Raw genomic sequence first — 23,112 nt, 5'->3', positions numbered from 1 at the left:
TCTCCGGCAGCTCAGGACTTCAACGCCAACGCGAACGGCAGCACGGCCGCCACCCCCTGGCGACGCAGTAGGCGGCCCACGACCGTGAGCGTCCAGCGGCTGTCGGCGAGGTCGTCGACGAGCAGGATCGGTCGGCCCTGCACCGTGTCGAGGGCCGCGGCCAGCTTCGGTCCCACCGCGAAACGGTCCCAGACGTTGGAGAGCCGGTAGGCGCTGTTGCCGCCCGCCGTGCCGGTGGGGCCGCCGTTCACGAGGTCGAGCGAGCCGAGCCAGGGCAGGCGGCCGGCCTCGGCGAACGCCCGAGCCACCGATCCGACCAGCAACGGATGCTGCCGCGAGGGCACGCTCACCACCGCGGCCGGCCGTTCGTCCCAGCCCCACTCCGCCAGCACGCGGATGCAGGCCTGGATCAGGGCCGGGCTCGCCGGGGCATCCGTAGACGGCGCGTCGGAGGACTGGGTGGCGAACAGGTCGCGTAGTGGGCCGCCCCAGCCCAGATCGGTGAGACGGGCGAGGGCGCGGCCGGGCAGCATCCGTTCGCCGGTCGGGATGTTGCCGCGCACGTTCACGCCCAGGCTCGCCACCCCGGTGGGCCACTGCGCGCGCGGCTCGAGAGCCACGCCGACCCGGTCGAGGGCTCGGGCGGCGGCCGAGGTCATCTCGGGCCGCACGTCGCCGGGGAACCAAGCCGTGGTGCAGTTGTCGCAGCGGCCGCAGGCCACCGCGGTGTCGTCGTCGAGCGCGCGCTGCAAGAATTCCATCCGGCAGCCGGTGGTGCGCTCGTAGTCGAGCATCGCCTGCTGCTCGCTCACCCGGGCGGCGGCGATGCGTTCGTAGCGTTCCCGGTCGTAGAACCAGGGCCGGCCGGTGGACACCCAGCCACCGGTGACGCGGCGCACGGCGCCGTCGACGTCGAGCACCTTCAGCAGCAGCTCGAGCGGGCTGCGCTTGAGGTCGACGCGGGCCTCGAGCGCTTGCGTGGACAGCGGGGCCAATCCGTGCTCCGTGAGCGCCCCGATCACGGCTTCCGCCTTGTGCTGGCTGGGCATCGAGGAGGTGGCGAAGTACTGCCAGATGTCTTCGTCTTCGACTCCGGGCAGCAGCAGCACGTCGGCGTTCTCGGTGGCGCGGCCGGCGCGGCCGACCTGCTGGTAGTAGGCCACGGGGGAGGAGGGGGCACCCAGGTGCACTACGAAGCCGAGGTCGGGCTTGTCGAACCCCATGCCCAGGGCGCTGGTGGCGACGAGGGCCTTGACCTTGTTGCGCTTGAGCATGCCCTCGGACTCCTCCCGCTCCGCGGTGTCGGTCTGCCCGGTATAGGCGCGCACCGGGTGCCCGGCCTCCCGCAGCAGACGTGCGGTGTCTTCCGCCGCCGAGACGGTGAGGGTGTAGATGATGCCGCTACCGGGCAGCTCGTCGATGTGGCTGAGCAGCCAGGCCAGCCGGGTGCGCGAGTCGGGCAGGCGCAGTACGCCGAGGCGCAGGGATGCCCGGGCGAGCGGGCCGCGGATGGTGACCACCTCAGCGCCTGCCACGCCGGTCGCGCCGTTCGCGACCGTCGCGCCGGTCGAGACCAGCTGTGCCGCGACATCCGTCACCACGCGGCTGTTCGCCGTGGCCGTGGTCGCCAGCACCGGCACCCCGGCGGGCATCTGAGCGATCAGGTCGCGCAGGCGCCGATAGTCTGGCCGGAAATCGTGGCCCCAGTCGGAGATGCAGTGGGCCTCGTCGACGACGAGCAGGCCCACCCGGGCGAGGAGCGCGGGGAGCTGCTCGTCGCGGAACTTCGGGTTGTTGAGCCGCTCCGGCGACACCAGCAGCACATCGACCTCGTCGTCGATCAGCTGCTGCTGCACCTCTGCCCACTCGTGCGGGTTGGAGGAGTTGATCGACACGGCGCGCACCCCGGCCCGGGCTGCCGCGGCGACCTGGTCGCGCATCAGGGCGAGCAGCGGCGACACCAGGATGGTGGGGCCGGCTCCCTGGCGGCGCAGCAGCAGCGTGGCGACGAAGTAGACGGCCGACTTGCCCCACCCGGTGCGCTGCACGACCAGGGCCCGTCGGCGCTGGTCGACGAGGGTCTCGATCGCCTCGAACTGTTCCTCGTGGAAGTCGGCGTCGTCACGCCCGACCAGGTTGCGCAGAATCTCGAGGGCGGCGGCGCGGGTGTCGGTCATTCGCCCAGCTTCGCAGATGCTGGTGACAGTGCGCCGGGCGCCAGACCTCGCGGCGCAGGTTGGGGAAGCGGGCGCACGGACGAACGTGCGCCCGCTTCCCCAGGGTGCACCGCGACGCCGATCCTGCGAGCGCGGCTACAGTGCGTCGAGCCGGGCAGCGACGTGGGCCGGGAAGCCGCCCGTGCCGATCGGGCTCCACCGGCTGGGGGTGATGCGGATCAGGGACTTGTCCTGAAGCGCCATCGCCGCCCGGTACTCGGCCCAGTCGGAGTGCTCGCCGGAGATGCAGCGGAAGTACTCGACCAGCCCGTCGCCGGCCTCGGGCATGTGCAGCACCTCGGCGTCGCCGTCGACCTGGATCCAGCCGCCGTCCCAGTCGTCCGAGAGCACCAGTACGGAGGCAAGCACATTTCGCTCCGCGTTGCGGGTTTTCGCCCGGGCAGGATAGGAGGAGATCACGATTCGGCCGGAGGGGTCGACCCCGCCGGTCACGGGCGAGATCTGCGGGCGGCCGTCGGTGCGGGTGGTGGCCAGCAGCATCCGGTGCCTCGGGCGCACGAAAGCGAGCATCTCGGCGAGGTCGACTGTGGTGGTGGTTGCAATGTCTCTGGCCATGATCCAAGGCTACGGCAGAGCGGATGCCCGACACGATCGGTCGCATCAGGCTCCGCGGCCACACCTCGCTATGCTCGCACCGTGAAGGTCGTCCAGGAACTCGAAACACGCATGCACCCCGACTCCGTCGCCGGGTTCCGCCTGGTGCTCGCGGAGGCACGGGTGACCGACTCCATTCTGCTGCCGGTGCGGGCGATGGAGCGCATGGTGGCGCCCGTGCAGTGGATGCTGCGCCGCGTCGGTGAGCACGGCATCCGTCTGACCCAGGCCGGCTACCTCCCGCCCGCGGTGGTCGTGGAAGCCTCGACCCAGCTCGACTGGGGCTGGCCCGTCACGGCCAGCCGGGAGAGCCACTTCCTGCCTCTGCTGGAGTTGCGCGCACACCTGCGCAGCGTGGGCCTGCTCCGAGTGAGCAAGGGGATGCTGCTGCAGACCAGTCGCGGCCGGGCGCTCGTCGAGGCGCCGCGCGATCTGTGGTGGCATCTGGCCAGAACCGCGCACCAGAGCCGCGACCCGGCCGAGTCCGACGCCACCAGGCTGCTGCTCCTACTCATTGCGCGGCGGGGTTTTGACGAGGCTGAGCTGTTCAAACAGCTGCTAGCCCTCAGTTTGGAGACCATCGGTTGGGTGCGGGCCGACGGTGCCCCGCTCTCCAGTGACGCGGCGTTCAACCTGGTGCTGCCGAAGTGGCGCTTGCTGCGCCGACTCGGTGTGTTCGATGCCGGCACGAGCAGTTACACGCGCTGGATCGTCACGCCCGGTGGGGCCGCGTTCGCCCGGGCGGCCCTGCAGTCCGAGGTCTGAGGCGCGCCGCGGTCCACCATGCATGAGGCCGACGGGGAGCACGAATAACGCCTGACCTCACTACGGGTTGCAATAGTCGCACCATTGCGGGTCGGCGGTGGCCTGGCCACGCGGTATCCGGGTCCTGTGGGTACAGCGTCCGCAGCCGTGGAGGTCCGCGGCGATCAATGCGGTCGCTGATCTACAGTCGGAACAGGGAACGCCGCGTTCGATGTCTACCTGACCGAACCCAGGTGCTTGACACAGGGAGCAGGGTGTAGCGAGGCGACGAGCCATCTGATAACTCAGCCTGCGAATGGTCTCTGCCCGCGCTGGCGATTTGTGCGCTCGGTAGTCCGGCAGAATCGTGACGGAGGACTGGTCCGTCAGAAGCAATTCGACGGTTTCCTGGAGGTCGCTGAGTTGCGTGAAGTTCTTGTAGACAGTCAGGTGATTATCGTTTGTGCTCTGCACGATCACTCCCTGTTCGGGGAATCCCGCGGCTGACGCGAACGCGAGAGCGCTGTCGGCGTTGTCGACGCGTCTGCCTCCGGGCAGCGCGGAGACATTCACGGCGCCCTCGACGAGTTCCAACCCCAGGGTTTTGTCGATGAACAGGAGAATCTCCATGTTTTCAACGAGAGGACCGAATCCGGAGCTGAAGCTGCCTTCGGAGGCAAGTCCAAGAGTGGTGCCGGCGATCTGCATACCCAGTCGCGCTTTGGCGCGGGCTGCCGAGCGGGGGCTGAGGGTGCGTGGGATATCGCCGGCGAAGGTCCCGAACTGGTCAGTGTTCAGGCCCCCCGCAGCGCTGACTGTCGCGCCGAGAATGTCGTGGAATGCCTGTTGGGCGAGGTGCTCCTTGCCGTGCATGGTGGCGAAGGTGATCAGGCGCCCAGCATAGGAGGAGTGGGAGGAAGTCATTGGAAGTAGTCGGGCCTTGAGACGTAGGTCTCGGCGACGAACATGACGCCGCTGGAGGTGTTAAGCAGCTCGCGCACGGCGTTGATGAGTTCGTCGGCTTTGTCGGGGGGCAACACGGTGATGAGCATGGTGAGGGTGTCGTACTCGTTGAAGAGCAGGGATCCAGAGTGTTGTCCGTGGTGTCCGATGCCGGAGACACCGGAGACGGAGGTGTACCCGGTGGCGCCGGCGGAGGAAACCAGCTCGCGGATGGCGGGGGCGTCGCGGGCAGGCACGACGATCTCCAGTCGGGTCATCTTGGTGAGATTGTTCATGTGTGTGGTCCTTCCATCGGGGTGGCAGTGGCGGCGGGAGTAGCGGTTGCGGTCGCTGTGAAGCCGTAGGCGGTATAGCGGTGCCAGAGGGCAGTGGGGTGATCTCGTGCGGTGAGGGTGATCCAGTCATTGTCGAAAAGATCTCGCAGGACTTGGTTGCGCGAGATGATCTCTCCGATGCGGGCCAGCGGTGCTTCGACAACGACGGTGAGGCGCATCGGCTCATGGAACAGCTCCGTGCCCAGACCCACGGATTGCCACGGCAGGCCGCGGCGGAGGTCGCCGCTGTGGCCCGAGATCACGCCGAGTGTGCCGATGGCGTTGTGGATGGTTTTCGTTCCGGCGCCGAGAGTGTCGGGGTTCAGGGCTGTGAAGTAGTACTGGTGGTTGATCCACTGCGCCACGACGAGGGGGGCGGTCATGATCGTCTCCAGGGCGGCCCCAGTGGGATCCAGTTCGGTGCGGTAGGAGTGCAGGAACACCCGCCGGCCCAAATCAACGTTTCTGGTTATGTCGCGGGGTCCGATGATCATGGTGGCGTTTCCCGCCAACCCGAGCTCTGGATACACCTCAGCCCAGTCGTGGGCACGTCCGCGCAGTCGTGCGGGGGAATGCCGGGGGGATGCTCCCGGTAGGTGCCGGGCGCGTTCGGTCACCAATTTGTCCGCCGCGGTGCGCTGAAGCTGCTCGAAGCGGTCTGCCGAACTCGTGTGGCTGTCGGGGATCAGGTGGCGGTCGAGCACGGTGACCATGTCGCTGACGGTGTTGTGTTCGGCGGCCACGAAGAACGTGTCGAAGGGAATCGGCAGCCCGCGGTCGGCGAGCAGCAGTCGCACTTCGGGGTCGTTGAAGATGGCGGCGGCGGCGCGGGCGTTGGCGTGCCCCGGATTTCCGCCGCACGCGCCGCAGTCCAGTGCGGACTGGTAGAGGTTGTTCTCCGATTCGGAGCCGTGACCTGCCAAAACGACCAGCGGGGCGAACTGGGCCAGGCCCATCATCCGCAAGGCCGTTTCGGCCAACGTGGCACGCTCGTCCAGCGTGAACGCGTCCGCGATCGTCACGTCACTGCGCAGGTCCCGGGGCGAGAGGGAGAGGGCGCGCACGATCCGTGCGTGGATGCGCGGGGTGAGGGTGCGCAGGATGCTGATGCCGCCGTAGAACCATCCTGCCGTCTCCGCGAACGCGAACGGTGTCGCCGCTGTCGAGTCCGCCGTATGCACGGCATGCCGCAGGGCGTCTCGGAATTTTCCAGCGGCAACGACTCTGTGTGCTTGTTCGTGGTCGACGGGGATCTCGGTGATGTGGTGGCGCGCGCTCAGCAGTGCCGGGAGCGAGTTGATTGCTCCGCGCGCCTGGTAGCGGGCGAACCGGATGGGGACGCCGAAGAAGCCGGCGAAACCGAACGTCTCGACCGAGGAGCTTTCTTCGAGGTGGCGGCGCAACCCCTCGGACCGGGGGTCGATGCACATCACCAACTGCACGTTGCGGCCGTCCCGGGTCTCGACGGTGGAGCGGAGTGCCCCGATCAGGGCGGTGCGGTAGTTCAGTTCGTAGGCTTTCTGCCAGGTGTACCGCTGGTCGGTTATCGGATGGGTGGACAGAACCCGAGCAACCGCGGCGACGTCCTCGCGGCTCGGCCGTGCGGCGGTGAGCGCCTGCGCAACCCGTTCGGCCCGCAACCAGAACGGTGCCGAGGTCAGCGTGGTGTGGTCGGGCTGTGCCGTCTGTGTTGTCTGGTCGGCTGCTGGGGTAATTCCGAGCGCAACCTGGACCGTGAATCGGACGGCCAGGTACGAGGTCAGGTCGATGTCGCCGACCTTCTCGGCCCGCCATTTGATGTGCCCGACCCACCCGGGCAGGTGCCCGAGTGCGGTCCGAAGGGCACGTGGGACGTCGGCCGCCGTGATGCCGAGGCATTGCAGGGCGTGCGCCAGCGCCGCGTCCGGTTCGGGCGAAAGTGTGGTGAGGGTGCGCCGAACCGTGCGGGGGAGGGACGGATCGAGGCAGGCCAGGGTTCGCCAGGCCCGGTAGAACCCGTCGGCATGGTGTGGCATGGGCCACGCCGGGTCCGGGCACAGATAGCCGGCAACCCAGACGGCCAGGTATTCATCGAGCCACGTCAGCTCCGCCACCGCAACCGGTTCGGGGGCAGGTGCGGCTGCGACCAGGCGCATATCGAGTTCGGCAACCCGGACCGCGGACACGGCTGCGGTGCCGATCCGCAAGCGTCGGTCGGCCAGCTGGGGGATGCGTTCGAGGAGTGCTGCGTCGATGTCATCACGGGTGATTCGACCGCGCTGGTAGTCAGCCAGGTAGGCGCTCCCGGGGCGGGTGGTTGCCGCTTCCGCGGTTGTTTCGGTCTCGAATGGGTAAGATTCGCGGCCGGCCAGCGGGTTCACGGCGATGAAGGAGTCCAACGGCCAGGCCGGAACGATGTCGTGGGCGGCGGCAGCGACCTGCGCGCGTAGGATCAGACTCACAGGGGTGCTCCAGTTCTGATGGGGTTACGGGGCAGGGATGCGGCAAGTGCGGACGTGTAGACACGATCGCGCAGCCAGACCGCACCGGTGCTGCTTCGAGCCAGCAGCTCGACGGCGATCAGGCCGACCGCGGGCAGAACGAGCAGCCAGCCAGGTGCCCCCTGGACCGGCACCCCGGGTTCCAGTGCTCCCGTGAACAGGTGCAGGAAGGCTACGTAGCCGATTCCGACGGCCGCCGTCACCGTGGTGCCGACCACCATCGTGCGGATCGAGAAGTGGGTTGCCAGTGCCACGGCCAGGGTGACGCCGGCGGTCAGGGCGACGAACGCCAACAGGCCGATGCTGGAGGGCGACACGGCGGGGGAGAGCACCAGTTTGGCTGCCACGAGTACGGCAACGGTTACGGTCACGGAGATGGCCACCGCGAGGCCCGCCACCAGGCGCGACGGGGCTGTGCGGGTGGGGAGGTCGCGGTCGGTGGCGTGCTGTCGCACTCCGGTTCCCGCGCCTAGGAAGAGTGTCGATTTGTACAGGGAGTGGGCAACCAGGTGGAAGATTGCAGCCGCGAACAGGCCCAACCCGCAGGCCATGATCATGAACCCCATCTGCGCCATCGTGGAGAATACCAGTCGGCCCTTCACGTCCGGGCGTGCCAGGCGCACCGCCGACGCGAACACCAGGGTGGCCGCGCCCACCACGCAGACGACGATCATCACGGACCGGTGAGGGGCGATCGCCGGCGCGAACCGCAGAAGCAGGATGGCGCCCGCGTTGACCACCCCGGCATGCAACAGCGCAGAGACCGGTGTCGGGGCGCCGAGAGTGAACGGCAACCAGCCCTGGAATGGGATCTGGCTGGATCGGGCCAGGGCGGCGAGGACCAACATCACCGCGAGGGTGAGCTGGGCGGGCGCGCTCAGGCCGGACGCACCGGCGCCGAGCTGATCGAAGGACACGTCCCCGCCAGCACCAACGAGCAGCACTGCCACCGCGAGCAGGAACGCGGTGTCGGCGGCACCAAAGCGAACCGCGGTGCGCCACACACCCTCCCGCGCCTGTGCCAGCGGCCAGTATGTGGCCAGAAGCAACACAAGTGCGGCGCCGGCGCCGACCCAGGCGCACGCGAACAGGGCCACGGACCCTGCACACACCATCAGCACGGTGAACCCGGTGAGCAGGTTCGCGGTCACCACGAACCAGACCTGACGAGGATCCCCGCGCAGGTAGCGCACGGCGAACCCCTGAATGAGGGAGGACAGCCCCAGAACGAGCAACGACATGATCAGTGCCAGGGCATCGAGTTGCAGGCTTGTCTCCCCGAAGCCCACCTGGATTGAATCCGTCCACAGGGTCGACACGGCAACGGCGACGGCTGCCGTAAAGACGAACCCCAGACCGACGACCGCCGCGGCAATGCGAGCAACCAGATCACCGCTCCGGCCGAGACGCCCGGCGATCGCTGAGGCGAGCACGGCAACCCACGGCCCCGCCAGGACCATTGCCACCGTAACATTCTCGTTCAAAGCTGCTCCTTTTCTCACGATTCATAAAACACGAAAAACATAGCACGTGTTGAGTGTCGGGATTCACGTGTGAGGAAACAATGGTCAGTTGGGTGAGAATAGGAGAATGGCGCAGTGGACGTTTTTAACCAATCACGCGCACGTGCTGTTGTGCGTGGCGGAGAACCCGAATGTGCGATTGCGCGACGTCGCGGCCCAGGTGGGCATCACGGAGCGGGCGGCTCAACGCATCGTCACCGAACTCGAAGACGCCGGTTATCTCGAGCGCGAACGGGAGGGACGGCGCAACATCTATCGCCTCAACACGGGGATGCCGCTTCGCCACCCTCTGGATCGTGGTCACCGCATCGGGGAATTGCTGGCCGCCTTCGCCAACCCCGAGGCTGCCCCGAGCGGCGTTGGCCCACAGGGATAGTGGTTTCAGGAGTCCGGGACGACCGACGCTAACCGAGCGGGAAATCGCGGGTCTCGCCGGGCGCAAGCACGGCCTCCCGGCCCTCGACCCGTACCCGGATCGGAGCGGCGCCGCCTGCCTGCAGCTGCAGGCGCACGTTGCCGGGAGTCAGTTTCAGCCGGATCGGCTGTTCCCGGTAGTTGATGGCAAAGGTGACCTCCGCGAGCTCCTTCGGCAGCACGGGATGCAGCCAGAGCATGTTCTCCCGGATCTCCAGCCCGGTGTAGCAGCGCACGACCATGTCGATCGATCCGGCCATCGCGCCGAGGTGGATGCCCTCGTGGGTGGAGCCGCCGAGGATGTCGCCAAGGTCGCTGTCGAGGGCCCGAGTCAGGTAGTCCCACGACCGTTTCCGGTCGCGCCGGGCGTCCAGCCAGGAGTGCACCACGTTGCTGAGCGTGGAGCCGTGCGTGGAGCGTGCCGAGTAGAACTCGACCGTTCGCACAATCGCCTCCGGCGGCAGTTCGTAGCCCATGGTCTCAAGCAGTTCGCGCAGCTCCTCGGCGGAGAGCAGGTAGAGCAGCATGAGCACATCGGCCTGCTTGGAGAGCCGGTAGTTGTTTGTGCTGTCGCCCTCGGCGTTGAGAATCAGGTCGAGGCGGGCGATCGAGGGATACCGGGCCCGGTAGGCGTCCCAGTCGAACTCGGGCAGGCCCTCGTAGCCCTCGAACTGGCTGATCACGCCGTCGGCGTGGAACGGCACCCGCAGCCGCAGGCTGATCCGGGCCCACTGGTCGACCTCGTCCGGCCGCAGTCGCAGCCGGTTCCAGAGGGACCCGCAGTACCGGTTCTGCAACAGAGCCACGGTGTCGACCGCGCGGCGCAGTACCCACGCGGTCATCACGTTCGTGTACGCGTTGTTGCGGAGGCCGTGGCCCGACGCCCCGGGGTAACCGTCGTGGAACTCGTCCGGCCCCATCACCCCGTCAATGTCGTAGCGGTCGTCCACCTCGTCGTAGCGGGCCAGGCTGGCGAAGAAACGAGCCACTTCGAGCAGCATTTCGGCACCCTGCTGAATCAGGAATTCGGTGTTGCCGGTGGACTGGTAATACTCCCAGATGCTGTAGGCCACGGCGAGGCCCACATGCCGCTGGTTCTGGGAATTGTCGGGCATCCACTGCTGGTTCAGCGGGTTGAAGAGGTTCGTCGGGGTCTCCTCACGCCCGTCGATGCCGCTCTGCCAGGGGAACATCGCGCCCTCGCGGCCGATGCCCCGTGCGGCCGCGCGGGCCTCGCCCAGGCGCCGGTACCGGTAGCCGAGCAGGGCGCGGCTCAGGTCGGGGCGGCGCAGGGTGAGAATCGGGTAGACGAACAGCTCGTCCCAGAAGACGTGCCCGCGGTACCCCTCGCCGTGCAGCCCTCGGGCCGGCATGCTCGCGTCGAGGTCGGCGTCGACGGCCGCCACCGTCTGCAGCACGTGGAAGGTGTTCAGGTTGAGCGCGAGCGACTGGTGATCGCTCGCGCGCATGCCCACCGCGAACTCGTCCCAGAGCACCTGCCAGGCCCGTTCGTGCGCCTCCAACAGGTCCGCCGGGTGCGGCAGGCGCCGCAACCAGATGGCCACCGCCCGGGCCGGCGAGGCGATGGCCCGGTCGCGGGAGGTGCTGACGACGACCGTCTTCTCCACCCTGACCGGATGCCCCGGCTCCAGATCCAGGGTGAACTCGTGCGCCACCCAGCCGGCGTCGTCGGTGAGCAGGTGCCGCGGGGGCTCGACCGGCTGCTCGTCCCTCCGCACCCGGGTGCGGGCCGCCAGGGCGATGTGGATGCCGGACTGCGTGGTCTCCATCTCGAGCAGCACGGTCTCGGCGTCGATTTGCGTGCCGGTGTGGGGAATCAGGTGAGCGTTGGTGAGAAGCCGGTCGGCGGCAACATTGCGGTTGAAGACCCGGCCCTCGAGGGCCGAGCGCACGGTCAACGGGCCGGTCCAGTCCTCCGCCTCGAACGTGGTGTCGAGCACGGCCACATGCGGGGCGGCCTGGGACACGAACCGCCGGGAGGTCACCCGGGTGGTGCGTCCCGCCTCGTCGCGCAAACGGATGACCCGGGTCAGCACGCCGCGCCGCAGGTCCAGCTCCTGCAGATAGGTGACCAGCTCGGTGTGGCCGACGTCGAACCAGTCCCCGTCGGCCACCCTGAATCCCAGCAGCAGCCAGTTGGGGGCGTTGACCAGGTGCTCGTCTTCGACGGTGCGCTCGCCGAGGGTCGTCTGCACCCGGTTGTAGACGCCGGCGAGGTAGGTTCCGGGGTAGTGCACGCCGTCGTCGGTGGACTCGGCCGCCGCGCCGCGAGTGCCCCAGTAGCCGTTTCCGAGTGTGCAGAGCGCCTCCCGCAGCCCCTCGGTCGCGGGGTCATAGCCGATGTAGCGCAGCAACCACGGGTCGCTGCCGGTCTCGCCTCCGGCCCAGCCGCGGTTCTTCCCGGTCAGAGCGGGGTCCAGGCCGGCCAGGTCCAGGTCGGCGAGGTCGGTGAGCACCAGATCGGCGCCGGCCGAGCGCAGCCGGCTGTCGCCCGTACGCTCCATGCCGATGACCAGGGCGAATCCGCCGCGCGCCGCGGCCTGCACCCCGGCCTCGGAGTCTTCGACGACCACGGTGCGGTCCGGCGTCACGTGCAGTCGCCGGGCCGCCTCGAGGAACAGGGCCGGGTCGGGTTTGCCGGCCAGGCGCATCCGCACGGCGTCGGTGCCGTCGACCGTGACGTCGAATAGGCCAGTGAGGCGCGCCGCGGTCAGCACGGCGGCGCTGTTGCGGCTCGCTGTCACGAGGGCCACCGGCAGCCCCTGCTCTTTCAACCGGCGCAACAGCGCCAGCGTGCCGGGGAACGCCTGCACGCCGCCGACGGCGAGCTCGCGGGTGAACAGCTCCTGCTTGCGGCCGGCGAGAGCGTTGATGGTCGCCCGGCCATGCGTCGGTTCGATCCCGCGCGAGGCCAGAAACGCACGGATGCCGTCCTCCCGCGCCCGCCCGTCGACGTACCGCCGGTAGTCGCTCTCGATTTCGAACGAAGGCACCGGCGACTTCGTCAGTCCCGGCAGTGCCTCGTCGAACAGGGCCTTCCACGCCCGGGCGTGCACGGCGGCCGTGTCGGTGACCACGCCGTCGAGGTCGAAGATCACGGCGTCGAAGGCGGCGCGGGCCGGGTGCGGCGGCTGGCTCGGCTGGTTCATGGGTGCTCCTCTGGGCCGTGAATGCCTGGCCGTGACTGCTCGGCCCTGAATGTGGACATAGTACGCAGGGTGGTTGGATATGACCCATGACATCCACACCGGACTACATCAACGATTTCGCCGAGTTCATCACCGCCTCCCCGTCGTCGTACCACGCTGCCGCGGAGGTTGCCCGCCGCCTGGACACCGCCGGCTTCGACCGGGTGAGCGAAACCGAGGAGTGGTCCGGTGCGCCCGGACGGCGCTACCTCGTGCGCGACGGCGCGGTCGTCGCCTGGGTGCAGCCGGACGGGGCCGGCCCGACGACACCGTTTCGCATTCTGGGGGCGCACACCGACTCGCCCGGTTTCAAGCTGAAGCCGAAGCCGACCATCGGCGCCCACGGCTGGCTGCAGGCCGGGGTCGAGGTCTACGGCGGTCCTCTGCTCAACTCCTGGCTCGACCGCGAACTCGAACTCGCCGGCCGCCTCACCACCATCGACGGCACCGAACACCTCGTGCGCACGGGCCCGTTCTGCCGCATCCCGCAGCTGGCCATCCACCTGGACCGGGACGCCAACACCGGCCTCACTCTCGACCGTCAGCGGCACCTGACCCCGGTGTTCGGGGTGGGGGAAACGAGTCAGGCCGACCTGGTCGGGCACCTGGCGGGCCTGGCCGGGCTGGCGGGAGAGGAGGTCGCCGGCTACGACATCCTCACGGCCGACACGGCCAATCCGGCCCGGTTCGGCCTCGGCCGCGAGCTCTTCGCCGCGGGGCGCATGGACAACCTCTCCTCGGTGCACGCCGGCCTGGTAGCCCTGATCGGAGCCCCGGCACCGGCCGGTCAGATCCTGGTGCTCGCGGCCTTCGATCACGAGGAACTCGGTTCCGAGACCCGAACGGGTGCGAGCGGGCCGCTGCTGGGCGACATCCTGACCCGGATCGGGGCAGGACTCGGGGCATCCGTCAGTGATCGCCTGCGCGCCTACGCCGGCTCGTGGTGCGTGTCGGCCGACGCGGGTCACTCGGTGCACCCGAACTACCCGGAGAAGCACGACCCGGCGAACATGGTCGTCGCCGGGGGCGGCCCGCTGCTGAAAATCAACGCCACTCAGCGCTACGCGACGGATGCGGCAGGTGCGGCCCTCTGGGCCCGAACCTGCGCGCAGGCCGGCGTGGAATACCAGGAATTCGTGTCGAACAACACGGTGCCGTGCGGCTCCACAATCGGCCCGCTGACCGCCACGCGGCTCGGCATCCGCACGGTCGACGTGGGCATCCCGCTGCTCTCGATGCATTCCGCCCGCGAATTGTGCCACGTGAGCGACCCGGTCGCTCTCCAGAAGGCGATCGGCGCGTTCTTTGCCTCGGAGGTCTAACGGCAGGCCGCGTGTGGCTGGCCGGCGTCGAACTCGTTCGGGGTGCTGCGGGGCGTCACAGCGCGTAAGCCGACTGGCGGACTCCATGCACGGGATGCCCGGAGCGGGACTCCACGAGGTCCTTGTCATCGGCGAGTTCGCAGTCGCCCTCGTGCACGATCACCGGCCAGACGATGCGCCGGTCGGTTCCGACTTGGGCTGTGCCGCCGATCCCGCACTCCCGACAGTGGACGGTGAGTACCCAGTCGTTTTGTCTCATACTTGGAGGTTTCCTCACAGAGAGGAAATCATCAAGGGGGTGTACTTTCACCCCGTGATATGCAAAACAGTTCAGCGTATGCTGATGCGGCCCAGAAGGTGCTCGGCAATCGCTCGGTAGCCTGCGTCATTGGGGTGGAAACGATCGCTCGTGCCGCCGAAGACATCCTGTCCGGCGGGGCCGCGATTGGCCTCGATCAGATAGAGGTCGTAGAGGCTGACGAAGGCGCCGCCTTCTCGGGCGCACTCGTGGTCGATGATGTCGTTGTACGCGTCGCTCTCATCGGCGCTGCCCCAGGTGCCAACGCAGACGAGGGGGACGCCCGGAGATTCGGTGTGCACGCGGTCCAGGAGTGACCGGTAGCTGAGCGCGAACTCGTCGGGCGCGGTCTGGTCGAGCACGTCGTTGGTGCCCAGTTCGACCACGGCCAGGTCGAGGTTCTCCGGCACATCGACCAGGCTGGATACCGTGCCGGTGGTGGCACCGGCCCGATTCTTGTGGAATTCCTGAACCGGGCCGCCCTCTGCGAGCGCATCGACCATCAGCGGACGGAAGCCCAGGTCTTGCAGTTCCGCGTTGAGGCCGTAGCTGATCGAATCGCCCACGAACAGCACGCGCAGGGGGCGGTCAGCGGGGCGGGTCACCTGCACGTCCCCGTCGGTCTCCGAGAGGTCGGAGTTGACGGCTGCGAAGATTCCCAGTGAGGTCAGAACGAGGGCAGCCAGCCCGATCACCAGCAGTCGGAAGGGGAAGCGGCGAGTGCGAGTCGCGCCCGTACGCGAGAGGTCAGGGCGCGGAGGCATCCGTGCAGTCTAGGCGGGGTTCTCGGCGGAGAGACGCGCGATACGGGCCCGGGCGGCATCCTCTGAGGTTGACGACCGGCCGAGCAGCAGGCGCACCAGGCGGAGAACGGCTCCGGTGCCCCAGACCACCGGGAGCAGGGAGCGCCGCAGGCCGAGCAGCTCGCGGTATTCGCGGGGGATCGAGGCGACGGCGCCGGCGAACATGACCCGGTAGAAGGGCATCATGGCGGGCCGGAGCGGGGGATTGCGAATGAAGCGCACCGCCTCGGCCACGCGTTCGTCGCTCTTGAGGATGCCGGCATCCTTGAACGCATCCAGCTGTGCCTGCAGTTCGGACGCGGAGCGCGGCGGATTGTGCACGCCGACGAGTTCTCCGGCCTTGGCCCATTCGCGCACGTAGCCGTCGGCCCCGCCGGGGATAGGGTCACCCCAGATCGTGTGCGAGGCCAGGAAGGCGTCGGTGAAAACGATGTGCACCCAGGCGAGCAGTTCGGGGTCCCCGGCGGCATAGGGACGCTCGATGCCCTGGGCGTCGCGGTAGGTGCCGGTGACCCGGTCGTGGAAGCGCCCCACGCGGGACGACTCGTGCTCGGCCAGGGTCGTGTCGGCGAAGGTCACGGTGACGAGCCACTGGATGGTGCCGGAGAGCCGTCCGAGCGGGTCTTCCCGATAGCGCGACCAATCGTGTACGCCGGCCATCGCGCCGGGGTGCAGGGTCTGCATGAGCAGGGCACGGATGCCGGCGACCATCGTCGCCATCCCGCCGTGCACGGCCCAGGAGGCGGAGCCCGGACCGAAGAAGCCGATATCGTCGCCCTGTTCGATTTCTTCGACCCACTGCGGGCGACCTGACCCGTTCCCCGAGAAGGTCACCAGAAGATGCGACCGCCAACTGTCCACGAACCTGCCCATGGATCGAGGCTAACCCGTCGCGGCTGGGCATCGGCCTCGAACCTCGCGTGCGGCAAGGCATCTAAACTCGAAGCCATGGCAGTGCCTCGCTTTCTGTTCGCCGACCAGCTCGGCCCCCATTTCGACGACGGCGGACCGATCCTGATGGTGGAGTCCGTCGGCGTTCTCGGTCGGCGCCCGTACCACCGAGCCAAAGCGCACCTCATTCTCACCGCCCTCAGGCACCGGGCCAGGGAGCTCGGTGATCGGGTCGAGTACCTGCGCGCCGAGCACTACCGGGATGTGCTGGCCGGCCGTGACCTCGAGGTGGTCAACCCCACCTCGTGGGGTTCCCGCGCGCTGGTTCACGAGCTCGGCGCGCGGGTGCTGCCCAGCCGCGGCTTCGTGACCAGCGAGGCCGACTTCGCCGTCTGGGCCGCGGGGAGGCCGCCGTCCCGGCTGATCATGGACCAGTTCTATCGCCATGCACGCACGGAAACCGGGCTGCTCATGCGCGGGCCCGATCCCGAGGGCGGCCGGTTCAACTTCGACCACGACAACCGTCAGCCGCCGCCGAAGGGAGCGGTGGGCCTGGGGCTGCCGGACCCCTTCCATCCGGTGGAGGACGACATCGACGAGCAGGTGCGCGCCGACCTCGACCGGTGGCAGGCCGAGGGGCGCATTCGACTGATCGGCGAGGACGGACCCCGCCGGTTCGCCGCCACCCGGGCGGAAGCGCTCGTGGCGCTCGCCGATTTCGTCGAGACGCGTTTGAGCGACTTCGGCCCCTTCGAGGATGCCTCGCTGCTCGGGGACGAGACGATGGCCCACGCCAGGCTGAGCGTTCCCCTTAATTTGGGGCTGCTGCATCCGCGGGAGGTGATCGACGCCGTAGTCGCCGCGTACGAGACCGGGGGAGCCCCACTGCAGAGTGTGGAGGCCGTGGTGCGCCAAATCATGGGCTGGCGGGACTGGGTCTGGCACCTGTACTGGCACCTGGGTGAGGACTACGTGCGGCGCAGCAACCACCTCGAGGCGCAGGTGGCCCTGCCGCGGGAGTTCCTCGAGCTCGACGGCAGTTCCGTGAGGGCGAAGTGCCTCAGCCATGTGCTCGACGAGGTGCGCCGCACGGGCTATGCGCACCACATTCAGCGGCTGATGGTGCTCGGCAACTGGGCGCTGCAGCGCGGTTACCAACCGGCCGAGCTCACCGAATGGTTCACGAACGCCTTCGTCGACGGCGCCCCGTGGGTGATGCCCGCCAATGTGGTCGGGATGTCCCAGCACGCCGACGGCGGGATCGTCGCCACGAAGCCGTATGCCTCCGGGGGCGCCTACATCTCGAAGATGAGCGACTTCTGTGGCGCGTGCACGTTCAACCCGAAGAAACGCCTGGGCGAGGACGCATGCCCGTTCACCGCCGGGTACTGGGCCTTCCTCGACCGGGTGGAGCCACGCATCCGGGGCAATCACCGTATGGCGCAACCGCTCGCCGGACTGCGCCGCCTGGTCGACCGGGAAGAGGTCGTCGAGCAGGAGCGTGCACGCACCGAGTGGTGAGCGTCGCCCGCGGGGCGCCTCGTGAGTCCGTCGCGGCCCGTAGGTCAACCACGACACCGTTAGAGTGAAACTTCTCAGAAGGTGACCTGTAACCCGAGCAGCCCTCGACTTCCCCTGACTGAGCTGCCGAGCAAGTGTGTGGTGCTGTAGGTCAGTCAGAGCTTGAGTCCAGGCACAGGGCGGCGCGGGTCGTGGAAGCCGGCGCAGGATCTAACGTGCGCCGGCCTGTATAAGGTGCGCCGCGAGGCGTGCAGGGGTCTCGCCGCGGATGGCAGGCGGGAGGGAGACCTCGGGAGCGCGTCATCGGGACGCGGTCGTCGCACCGAGGTTTGCTGGGGCTTGATCCGCGTCGGGAAGGGGGGAGGAGTCCAGCGGCGGGTGAGGGTCTACCTGGGCGGGTTGCCGCGCACGCGGCTACCTGACCTCGGTCGGCCAATCGGTCACGCCGGCGAGGGCAGCCTGCAATGACAGTGCCGAAGCCCGGGCCTGCTCGGCCCCGTGGGGGTTGAAGACATCGATCGCGAGCGGCGGGCCCTCGCCGAACTTGGGGATCTCCACTTCGACGCGACCGCCGCCGACGAGCGGCACGAACGGATGCGCCGTCCCGGCATCCCGCACGGTCGACCCGGCCGCCTCCGCGATCAGCCGCAGTGCGTCGGGCTTGGTGACGTGGGTCTGGGCCACGATCGTTGCCGAGTAGTCCATGGAACTCCTTCACTGAGGCGGACATCGCGAGGAACACATCTATCGAAGCAGGCTACGGCATCCGCGGGATGGGCACCGGGCCGGTTCCGCCGTGGCGCAGCCGAACTCCTCGACCTGGTTGGTGAGCCGGAGTACCGTGGCACTGTCTGCTCACTTTCGCATCCAGAAGCTCTCAGAAGCCGGGGTCCCCATGTCGTCGCTCACCAACTACGGCCAGGCCATCGCCTCGACGACCGTCGCGCTCCAACGACTGCTGTCCTCCCCGCCGATCGGGCTGCAGGTCACGGCCTACGTGCTCGGCGCACCCCGCACCGGTGTCGCCGGCCCCTCCATCAACCTGTTCCTCTACTACGACAGCCTGATCAGTTATCGGGAGGAGACCCAGAGGGGACCCAGCCGAGTGATTTCGGAGCTGCACTACCTGGTGAGTGCTTTTCCCGGCGACGACGTCGACACGGATGCCGGCAGCCACCGTGCCTTCGGTGCAGCGCGGGCCGCCATCGAACGCCATCCCGTGCTGAACGTCCCGATCGGCTCGGCAGACAACCTGCAGGTCTGGCTCTCACCCTCGCCGCTGACCAACGAGGTGCTGACCTCCCTCTGGCTGGCATCAAATGCGCCGCTGCGACTGTCCTTCGGCGTGATGGCCTCGTTCACCCTGGACGCAGCCGAGCGCACGGCAGTGGTCGGAACCGTCCGTGATGTCGTGAAGTTGGCCGGGGCAGGTGCGCTCGCCGTGTTCACGGGAGCGGATGCCGTGGCGAAGGCCGAGGCCGCGGCATCCGTCGCGAACGAACTGGGCAAGCCTCTCGTGACGGTGCCCCTGAACGAGGTCGTGGGAGCCAGCGCTGCCGCCACCGAGGACAACCTCGGCCGCATCTTCGAACAGGCCGAACACCGCGGCGCCGTGCTGATGATCGCCGCGTCCGACCCCCTGTTCGGGATGCGGCCGGAGGTGCTCGATGTCGACGACCCCTACTCCGGGTTGGAGATCGGATCCATCCTCGACCTGCTCGGCCAGTCACCGAGCGTCGTGATCATTGAGTTGACTCATCCGGCCGGGGACGAACTGGCGGACCGGACCCGGGTCGAGGTGCGCTTTCCGGGGCCGGGGCCGGGGCCGGGGCCGGGGCAGGAGCCGGAGCCGGAGCCTGGGCAGGAGCCGGAGCCGGATTCCGCGTCGGCCACCGGTGACTGAGCACGTCGAGGCCGAACTCCCGGGTTAGACCTCCCGACCAGGAGGTGAGTGTCAGGAACGCTGGCAGTGCCAGAAGCGGGACGCGCCAGATCATGGTGGGCCTCGATTCTGTCGGGACGTCGGGAATACCTGCGACCAGAGGATACCTGCGACCAGTGGACACCTGTTCGTGCGCACCCGCCTACGCTGACTGGATGCCGTCTTTCCGTATCACCCTGATCATCGGTGCTCTCCATTCGGGCATCGCCCCGGACTCCGTCCTGCCGCACCTGACGGCTGCCGCCGCGGAGCTGACGACCGTGGAGGCATCCGATCTCGCCGTGGTCGCCGGTTCTCCGCGCGCGATCGTGCGGTTCACGGCGGATGATGCCGCGATGGCCCTCCGGGTCGGCGACCGAGTGCTCGCCGCGGCCCGCACCCGCGTGGAGCCGGTGTCGTGGCAGGTGACCGAGCGGGTCAGGACGCGCTGGTACCCGGTGCGGTGACGAGCCGCGCCCCTTCGTCGCCGCGGCGCTGCTCCGGCCGGGCCGGCGCGATGATGGTCGGTCGGTGACCGAGCTCCGACACCGTGTCCCGGGCGCCGAGAACCTGGCAGCGCTCCGTGCCCCGGTGCCACCAGAGCGAGGCCGTCCAGGCGCAGAGCAGGGCGTCGATCAGGTCTTCCCGGTGTTTGTAGGCTCGGTCGACCAACGGTGAATGCTCCGTCACCAGGGCGTCCGAGACGGAATGGGAGCCCAGGTCGAGCGGCGGCGACGCTCGGGTGAGCCCCCAGATCCGCTGGATGAGGTCATCGCAGACCATGGCCCGCTTCGTCCGGCGTTCGTCCGGCGGAAGGGAGGTGCCCATGCGCTTGTAGCGGGGTCGCTTGTCGAGGTAACCGAACTCCGCCGCGCCCACGAGCGTCGTGTAGGGGTAGCACTCAAAGAAGCTGGGGGTGGCCCTATCCATCGGCGCGAGGCCGTCGGTGTAGGTCCAGCCGGAGGCTTCCAATCGGCGTCGGATCGTCACCCCGCCGGCCCAGGGGCGGCCGAGGTTCGAGGCGTTCGCGGAGACATGCCAGCGGCCGTAGCGACTGCCGGTTTCCCGCTCGCACAGGCGCATGCCGGTGGGGTTGTTCACCACCAGGGGCGCGTCGACCGCCAGCACGGCGCCGGGTTCCCACAGGGAGTCGATCCAGCGCATCACGGCATCCGTGCCGCGGGCCCAGCCGGCGTCGAGCACCCGGCCGGTCTCGTCGATGCACGCCAGGCCGGATTCATTGGCCGGTTTCGACGTGCTGCCTTCGGCCCAGGCCAGGTCAACTCCGAGGAATCGCGTCATGGGTCATGGATAGCACAGGGAGATGACGGGCGCAGGTTCCGCCGAGGTCCGGCGCCCCTTCGTTGGGGCGTAGGCTGTTCGGATTGTTCCACAATGAGACAGAGGTCTTGACGATGACCCAGACTGAGGAACCATCCACGAACGGAAAGGTCATTGCGCTGGCGGTGGCGGGAGCCTTCGGCGGGTTTCTTTTCGGGTTCGACGCGTCCGTGATCAACGGCGCGGTGAATGCCATTCAAGACGAGTATGCGCTCACGGCGACTCTCACCGGCTTCGCGGTCGCGAGCGCGCTACTGGGCGCCGCCGCCGGGGCCTACCTGGGCGGCCGGGTCGGCGATCGATACGGTCGAATTCCGGTGATGCTTCTGGGCTCGATCATGTTCTTCGTCAGTTCGGTCGGTTCCGCCTTCGCCTTCAGCATCTACGACCTCGTGCTCTGGCGCATCGTCGGCGGTCTCGGCATCGGGCTCGCATCCGTGGTGGCCCCGGCGTACATCGCCGAGATCTCACCGCGAGCGATTCGGGGACGCCTCGGATCGCTCCAGCAACTCGCCATCACGATCGGTATTTTCTCCGCTCTGCTGTCCGACGCCCTGTTCGCCAACACCGCGGGAGGCGCGAGTGAGCCCTCCCTGTTCGGGATCGACGCCTGGCGCTGGATGTTCCTGGCCTGCGCGCTGCCCGCCGCCGTGTACTTCGTGATCGCGAAGATCCTCCCGGAGTCCCCACGGTTCCTGGTGCTGAAAGACCGTGAGACGGAGGCCCGCGCGGTCTTTCAGAAGGTATGGCCCAACGGCGATGTGGACCGCGAGATCCGCGACATCCGTGCCTCGATCAAGGCCGACACGCTGGGTCAGCGTACCGGGTCACTGCGTGGCAAGGCCTTCGGCCTGCGCCCGATCGTCTGGATCGGCATCCTCTTGTCGATCTTCCAGCAGTTCGTCGGCATCAACGTGATCTTCTTCTACTCGACCACCCTGTGGAAGGCGGTCGGCTTCGAGGAGTCGAGCTCGCTCACCATCTCGGTGTTCACCGGCCTGACCAACATCGCGGTTACCTTCATCGCCATCGCCCTGATCGACCGGATCGGACGTCGGCCGATCCTGATGACCGGTTCCATCGGCATGACGCTGTCGCTGGCCACGATGGCGATCGCCTTCAGCCAGGCGGTCACCGTGGGCGGCGAGATCAGCCTGCCCGGTGCGTGGGGTGGGATCGCCCTGGTCGCGGCCAATGTGTTCGTGGTCTTCTTTGGCGCGTCCTGGGGCCCGGTGGTCTGGGTGCTGCTCGGCGAGATGTTCCCGAACACCATCCGGGTGAAGGCGCTCGGCATCGCCGCAGCGGCCCAATGGATCGCGAACTTCTTGATCGCCGTCACATTCCCGACACTGGCGGCAGTCTCGCTGCCGTTGACCTACGGTCTGTATGCGCTGTTCGCGGCGCTGTCATTCGTGTTCGTGCTGACCAAGATTCCGGAGACCAACGGCATGTCCCTCGACGAGGCGAACACCCTTCTGCCGCCGAAGAACGCGGCGAAGACCGCGTCGAAGAACGCGGCGAAGCAGACCGAGGTCAGATAAGCCCGTGAAGAAGTTCTCCGACGCTGACGCCGAGCCTGGCGGCACGCTCGGTCAGACGGGCGTGCTCGTCGGCGGAGAGTTCCAGAGACACGGTGTGGGAGGCAGCCGGCTCGTCAAACGCGAACAGCTCCGGATGCGACGGGCCGGCCGGGAGCTTCGGGGTGGCGGCAGGCGAAGCGACGGCCCGTACCTTCGTGGCCGAGGTCAGCGCGGGGCGCCGAACCGGTGCGGCATCGCCCTCCCGCACCCAGCCGGGGCCGGCTTTGATCGGCGCGTTCCGCTGGTACGCCTCTGACACGGCTCGGGCCCGGCTGTCAGCGGCCTCGTTGAGCGGGTGGTTAGCGTGGCCCTTGACCCATTCGAACCGGTAGCGGCGTCCGGCCAGAGCTTCGTCGAGCTCCTGGAGCAGGTCCAGGTTCATCACGGGCTTGCCATCCGCCTTGCGCCAGCCCTTGGCCTTCCAACCGCGCATCCACTTGGTGATGGAGTTGATCACATACTGGCTGTCGCACAGCACGAGCAGGTCGTCGTCGAGGTGGGCGGTTGCCCGGAACAGTTCGAGCACGGCCTTCAGTTCGCCCTGATTGTTCGTGGCGTGCTTCCAGCCGCCGGCGGCCCAGCAGGAATCGTTGACGAACCAGGCCCATCCGGCGGGGCCGGGATTGCCCAGGGCCGAACCGTCGGCAGCGGCGATGATCGTCATACAGTGGGCCTTTCCTGTGGTCCCGCTGGTTCAGGACCTTTCTAGTCTGCCATCGCGGACCAGATCGGCGAGTCCTCATGGCCGCGGGCACTGAGAGTTCGCGGACGGGGGTTTCCGACTGGCTCTTCCGCCCACCCCGAACGAATTCGACGGAGATTCTGGCGGAAACGGCCCCAAACCCTCCGAAAGAGCAGTTTTACGCGAGAATCTCGGCTCCCCTGCTCTATCCGTGGGTGTTTCGGAGCGCCTTAACGGCCGCACGCCGCTTCCTGTCTAGGTTTCTGACTGTCAAA

The 23,112-nt window shown here is 68.2% G+C and carries 20 protein-coding genes; 7 read left to right on the top strand and 13 right to left on the bottom strand.

Annotated features, from left to right (window positions below; translation table 11 throughout):
- Positions 1 to 11: 11 nt before the first annotated feature.
- The gene (locus tag CXY81_RS03035; protein ID WP_104193924.1) at positions 12 to 2,177 is read right to left on the bottom strand and encodes a RecQ family ATP-dependent DNA helicase; all 2,166 of its coding nucleotides are present in this window, start codon (positions 2,175 to 2,177) and stop codon (positions 12 to 14) included.
- Between the two features lie 135 nt (positions 2,178 to 2,312).
- Complete coding sequence (locus CXY81_RS03030) at positions 2,313 to 2,792, bottom strand: PPOX class F420-dependent oxidoreductase (RefSeq protein WP_104193923.1); 480 nt, start codon at positions 2,790 to 2,792, stop codon at positions 2,313 to 2,315.
- A gap of 81 nt (positions 2,793 to 2,873) precedes the next feature.
- Here CXY81_RS03030 and CXY81_RS03025 point away from each other — a divergent pair, with 81 nt between their 5' ends.
- Entirely contained in the window at positions 2,874 to 3,596 is a 723-nt protein-coding gene (locus tag CXY81_RS03025) for a hypothetical protein (RefSeq protein WP_104099656.1), read from the top strand.
- A gap of 60 nt (positions 3,597 to 3,656) precedes the next feature.
- Here the strand turns inward: CXY81_RS03025 and CXY81_RS03020 are convergent, their stop codons facing one another.
- From CXY81_RS03020 to CXY81_RS03005, 4 genes are read right to left on the bottom strand one after another with little or no spacing between them, the layout of a single operon-like run.
- Positions 3,657 to 4,448: a DUF6671 family protein gene (locus CXY81_RS03020; RefSeq protein WP_134544319.1), complete on the bottom strand. Its 792-nt coding sequence runs from the start codon at positions 4,446 to 4,448 to the stop codon at positions 3,657 to 3,659.
- 47 nt (positions 4,449 to 4,495) lie between these two features.
- Entirely contained in the window at positions 4,496 to 4,813 is a 318-nt protein-coding gene (locus tag CXY81_RS03015; protein WP_104099654.1) for a DUF190 domain-containing protein, read from the bottom strand.
- Positions 4,810 to 7,293, bottom strand: a complete 2,484-nt coding sequence (locus CXY81_RS03010) for a DUF2309 domain-containing protein (RefSeq protein ID WP_104193921.1) — start codon at positions 7,291 to 7,293, stop codon at positions 4,810 to 4,812. Before CXY81_RS03010 ends, CXY81_RS03015 begins: the two co-directional genes overlap by 4 nt.
- Positions 7,290 to 8,816, bottom strand: coding sequence for a proton-conducting transporter membrane subunit (locus CXY81_RS03005; RefSeq protein ID WP_146067598.1), 1,527 nt, complete (start codon positions 8,814 to 8,816; stop codon positions 7,290 to 7,292). Before CXY81_RS03005 ends, CXY81_RS03010 begins: the two co-directional genes overlap by 4 nt.
- Positions 8,817 to 8,922: 106 nt before the next feature.
- On the opposite strand from CXY81_RS03005, the gene CXY81_RS03000 reads away from it, so the two are divergent.
- Complete coding sequence (locus CXY81_RS03000) at positions 8,923 to 9,231, top strand: winged helix-turn-helix domain-containing protein (protein ID WP_104170350.1); 309 nt, start codon at positions 8,923 to 8,925, stop codon at positions 9,229 to 9,231.
- Positions 9,232 to 9,259: 28 nt separating this feature from the next.
- Here the strand turns inward: CXY81_RS03000 and CXY81_RS02995 are convergent, their stop codons facing one another.
- Positions 9,260 to 12,439 (bottom strand): beta-phosphoglucomutase family hydrolase, encoded by a 3,180-nt coding sequence (locus CXY81_RS02995; protein WP_104193919.1) that lies wholly within the window; start codon positions 12,437 to 12,439, stop codon positions 9,260 to 9,262.
- Between the two features lie 86 nt (positions 12,440 to 12,525).
- On the opposite strand from CXY81_RS02995, the gene CXY81_RS02990 reads away from it, so the two are divergent.
- On the top strand, positions 12,526 to 13,800 hold the full coding sequence (locus CXY81_RS02990) for a M18 family aminopeptidase (RefSeq protein WP_104193918.1): 1,275 nt from the start codon (positions 12,526 to 12,528) through the stop codon (positions 13,798 to 13,800).
- 55 nt (positions 13,801 to 13,855) lie between these two features.
- Here CXY81_RS02990 and CXY81_RS02985 read toward each other — a convergent pair whose 3' ends face one another.
- The 3 genes from CXY81_RS02985 to CXY81_RS02975 all read right to left on the bottom strand — a co-directional run bounded on the left by CXY81_RS02985 (position 13,856) and on the right by CXY81_RS02975 (position 15,774).
- A complete protein-coding gene (locus CXY81_RS02985) occupies positions 13,856 to 14,059 on the bottom strand; it encodes a hypothetical protein (RefSeq protein ID WP_104099648.1) in 204 nt (67 codons plus the stop codon).
- A gap of 71 nt (positions 14,060 to 14,130) precedes the next feature.
- The gene (locus tag CXY81_RS02980; protein ID WP_104193917.1) at positions 14,131 to 14,862 is read right to left on the bottom strand and encodes an SGNH/GDSL hydrolase family protein; all 732 of its coding nucleotides are present in this window, start codon (positions 14,860 to 14,862) and stop codon (positions 14,131 to 14,133) included.
- A gap of 9 nt (positions 14,863 to 14,871) precedes the next feature.
- Positions 14,872 to 15,774, bottom strand: coding sequence for an oxygenase MpaB family protein (locus CXY81_RS02975; RefSeq protein ID WP_104170346.1), 903 nt, complete (start codon positions 15,772 to 15,774; stop codon positions 14,872 to 14,874).
- A gap of 75 nt (positions 15,775 to 15,849) precedes the next feature.
- Here CXY81_RS02975 and CXY81_RS02970 point away from each other — a divergent pair, with 75 nt between their 5' ends.
- Positions 15,850 to 17,313 (top strand): cryptochrome/photolyase family protein, encoded by a 1,464-nt coding sequence (locus tag CXY81_RS02970; protein ID WP_104170345.1) that lies wholly within the window; start codon positions 15,850 to 15,852, stop codon positions 17,311 to 17,313.
- A 414-nt stretch (positions 17,314 to 17,727) separates the two neighbouring features.
- Here CXY81_RS02970 and CXY81_RS02965 read toward each other — a convergent pair whose 3' ends face one another.
- Positions 17,728 to 18,018, bottom strand: a complete 291-nt coding sequence (locus CXY81_RS02965; RefSeq protein ID WP_104170344.1) for a hypothetical protein — start codon at positions 18,016 to 18,018, stop codon at positions 17,728 to 17,730.
- A gap of 136 nt (positions 18,019 to 18,154) precedes the next feature.
- Between CXY81_RS02965 and CXY81_RS15980 the strand changes: the two genes are divergently transcribed.
- Together CXY81_RS15980 and CXY81_RS02950 are read left to right on the top strand one after the other, a co-directional pair.
- The gene (locus tag CXY81_RS15980) at positions 18,155 to 19,216 is read left to right on the top strand and encodes a Pvc16 family protein (RefSeq protein WP_146067597.1); all 1,062 of its coding nucleotides are present in this window, start codon (positions 18,155 to 18,157) and stop codon (positions 19,214 to 19,216) included.
- Positions 19,217 to 19,410: 194 nt separating this feature from the next.
- Positions 19,411 to 19,701: a hypothetical protein gene (locus CXY81_RS02950; RefSeq protein ID WP_134544339.1), complete on the top strand. Its 291-nt coding sequence runs from the start codon at positions 19,411 to 19,413 to the stop codon at positions 19,699 to 19,701.
- Here CXY81_RS02950 and CXY81_RS02945 read toward each other — a convergent pair.
- Positions 19,673 to 20,536 carry a DUF429 domain-containing protein gene (locus CXY81_RS02945; protein ID WP_104170340.1) on the bottom strand — a complete coding sequence of 288 codons (864 nt, stop codon included), beginning with the start codon at positions 20,534 to 20,536 and terminating at the stop codon, positions 19,673 to 19,675. The two genes, CXY81_RS02950 and CXY81_RS02945, sit on opposite strands and share 29 nt — an antisense overlap.
- 107 nt (positions 20,537 to 20,643) lie before the next feature.
- On the opposite strand from CXY81_RS02945, the gene CXY81_RS02940 reads away from it, so the two are divergent.
- Positions 20,644 to 22,116, top strand: a complete 1,473-nt coding sequence (locus tag CXY81_RS02940; protein ID WP_104193915.1) for a sugar porter family MFS transporter — start codon at positions 20,644 to 20,646, stop codon at positions 22,114 to 22,116.
- Here the strand turns inward: CXY81_RS02940 and CXY81_RS17360 are convergent.
- Positions 22,109 to 22,819, bottom strand: a complete 711-nt coding sequence (locus CXY81_RS17360; protein WP_104193914.1) for an RNase H family protein — start codon at positions 22,817 to 22,819, stop codon at positions 22,109 to 22,111. The genes CXY81_RS02940 and CXY81_RS17360 overlap by 8 nt on opposite strands.
- Positions 22,820 to 23,112 lie beyond the last annotated feature (293 nt).

Origin of the sequence: Cryobacterium sp. M25, assembly GCF_002929635.1 — a bacterium.
GTDB classification, from domain to species: Bacteria; Actinomycetota; Actinomycetes; order Actinomycetales; family Microbacteriaceae; genus Cryobacterium; species Cryobacterium sandaracinum.
This window is presented reverse-complemented; position numbering and strand designations above follow the sequence as displayed.

Coding starts and splice junctions, on each gene's coding strand:
- CXY81_RS02945 (WP_104170340.1), bottom strand. CDS start 20,536: ATGACGCGATTCCTCGGAGTTGACCTGGCCTGGGCCGAAGGCAGCACG.
- CXY81_RS03035 (WP_104193924.1), bottom strand. CDS start 2,177: ATGACCGACACCCGCGCCGCCGCCCTCGAGATTCTGCGCAACCTGGTC.
- CXY81_RS02965 (WP_104170344.1), bottom strand. CDS start 18,018: ATGGACTACTCGGCAACGATCGTGGCCCAGACCCACGTCACCAAGCCC.
- CXY81_RS03000 (WP_104170350.1), top strand. CDS start 8,923: ATGGCGCAGTGGACGTTTTTAACCAATCACGCGCACGTGCTGTTGTGC.
- CXY81_RS02970 (WP_104170345.1), top strand. CDS start 15,850: ATGGCAGTGCCTCGCTTTCTGTTCGCCGACCAGCTCGGCCCCCATTTC.
- CXY81_RS02980 (WP_104193917.1), bottom strand. CDS start 14,862: ATGCCTCCGCGCCCTGACCTCTCGCGTACGGGCGCGACTCGCACTCGC.
- CXY81_RS03030 (WP_104193923.1), bottom strand. CDS start 2,792: ATGGCCAGAGACATTGCAACCACCACCACAGTCGACCTCGCCGAGATG.
- CXY81_RS17360 (WP_104193914.1), bottom strand. CDS start 22,819: ATGACGATCATCGCCGCTGCCGACGGTTCGGCCCTGGGCAATCCCGGC.
- CXY81_RS03015 (WP_104099654.1), bottom strand. CDS start 4,813: ATGAACAATCTCACCAAGATGACCCGACTGGAGATCGTCGTGCCTGCC.
- CXY81_RS02995 (WP_104193919.1), bottom strand. CDS start 12,439: ATGAACCAGCCGAGCCAGCCGCCGCACCCGGCCCGCGCCGCCTTCGAC.
- CXY81_RS03020 (WP_134544319.1), bottom strand. CDS start 4,448: ATGCACGGCAAGGAGCACCTCGCCCAACAGGCATTCCACGACATTCTC.
- CXY81_RS02985 (WP_104099648.1), bottom strand. CDS start 14,059: ATGAGACAAAACGACTGGGTACTCACCGTCCACTGTCGGGAGTGCGGG.
- CXY81_RS02950 (WP_134544339.1), top strand. CDS start 19,411: ATGCCGTCTTTCCGTATCACCCTGATCATCGGTGCTCTCCATTCGGGC.
- CXY81_RS02975 (WP_104170346.1), bottom strand. CDS start 15,774: ATGGGCAGGTTCGTGGACAGTTGGCGGTCGCATCTTCTGGTGACCTTC.
- CXY81_RS02990 (WP_104193918.1), top strand. CDS start 12,526: ATGACATCCACACCGGACTACATCAACGATTTCGCCGAGTTCATCACC.